General features: G+C 70.0%; 2 protein-coding genes. Both read left to right on the top strand.

Features of this window, described 5'->3' with window-relative positions; translation table 11 throughout:
- Window positions 1–719 (top strand): carbohydrate ABC transporter permease (locus ACFVQZ_RS36515; protein WP_383629191.1); only part of this gene is annotated, 719 nt, incomplete at its 5' end.
- Window positions 719–1,207: carbohydrate ABC transporter permease (locus ACFVQZ_RS36520; RefSeq protein ID WP_383629193.1), on the top strand; the 489-nt coding region annotated here is incomplete at its 3' end. The genes ACFVQZ_RS36515 and ACFVQZ_RS36520, both read left to right, overlap by 1 nt.

Genomic DNA, 1,207 nt, shown 5'->3' on the forward strand with positions numbered 1-1,207 from the left:
GCTACCGGCGCATGCTGACCGACGCCGAGCTGGGCGCCGCGGTGGGGCACACGCTCCTGTACACCGCGCTGTTCGTCCCGGCCTCGCTCTTCCTCGGGCTCGGCCTCGCGGTCGCGCTCAACCGCCGGCTCGTCCTGGTGGGGATCTACCGCACCCTCGTGTTCCTGCCGTTCGTGGTCTCCGCGGCAGCCACCGGCATCCTCACCACCTACCTGTTCAACCCGCAGTTCGGGTTCGTGAACAACGTGCTCCGCGTCCTCGGCCTCCCGCAGCAGGGCTGGCTCGAGGACCCGTCCCAGGCGATGGTCGTCATCACGATCATGTCGTTGTGGGGGCAGGCCGCGTTCACGACCGTCATCTACCTCGCCGCGCTCCAGGACATCCCGGTCGAGCTCGCGGAGGCCGCCCGCGTGGACGGGGCGAACCGGTGGCAGTCGTTCTGGCACGTGACGTTCCCCCAGCTCGCACCGGTCACGGTGTTCGTCGCCATCTGGCAGACGATCCAGGCGATCCAGCTCTTCGACCTCGTCTACACGACGACGCGCGGCGGCCCGCTCGGGTCGACGGAGACGGTCGTGTACTACCTGTGGAAGGCGGCGTTCAAGGAGCTCGAGTTCGGGTACGCCTCGGCCGTGGCGTACGGGCTGTTCGCCGTGACCCTGCTCATCACCATCGCCGTGACGCTCTACTCCCGCCGCACGAAGGTTGGTGGACTCTGATGCCGACGACCGTTCCCGGACCCGCTGCCCCCGTCGCGCTGCCCGGCGGACCGCACGCGCTGCCACCCGGCGCCCCGGACGGCCCGCCGACCGCCGCCGCGACGCCCGCACCGCGCCGCCGGCGGCGGCGTTCCTGGCTGTGGCACCTGCTGCTCGTTCCGGTCGCGGCGCTGTTCGCGACGCCGTTCGTGCAGATGTTCCTCACGTCGCTCACGCCCGAGGCGGAGATCAACCGGTTCCCCCCGCGGTTCTGGCCCTCGCAGCTCACGCTCGACGGCTACGTCAAGCTCTTCACCGAGACGGACGTGCTGCGCTGGACGACGAACACCGTCCTCGTCTCGGTCGTCGCCGTCGCGTCCCACATCGTGCTCTGCTCGCTCGCCGGGTACGGGTTCGCGCGGCTCAAGTTCCCGGGCCGCACTTTCGGGTTCCTCGCGATCATGGCGACGATCATGATCCCGACCCAGCTCCTCATGGTCCCGACGCTG

Source organism: Streptomyces sp. NPDC057854, from assembly GCF_042797055.1.
GTDB lineage: Bacteria > Actinomycetota > Actinomycetes > Streptomycetales > Streptomycetaceae > Streptomyces.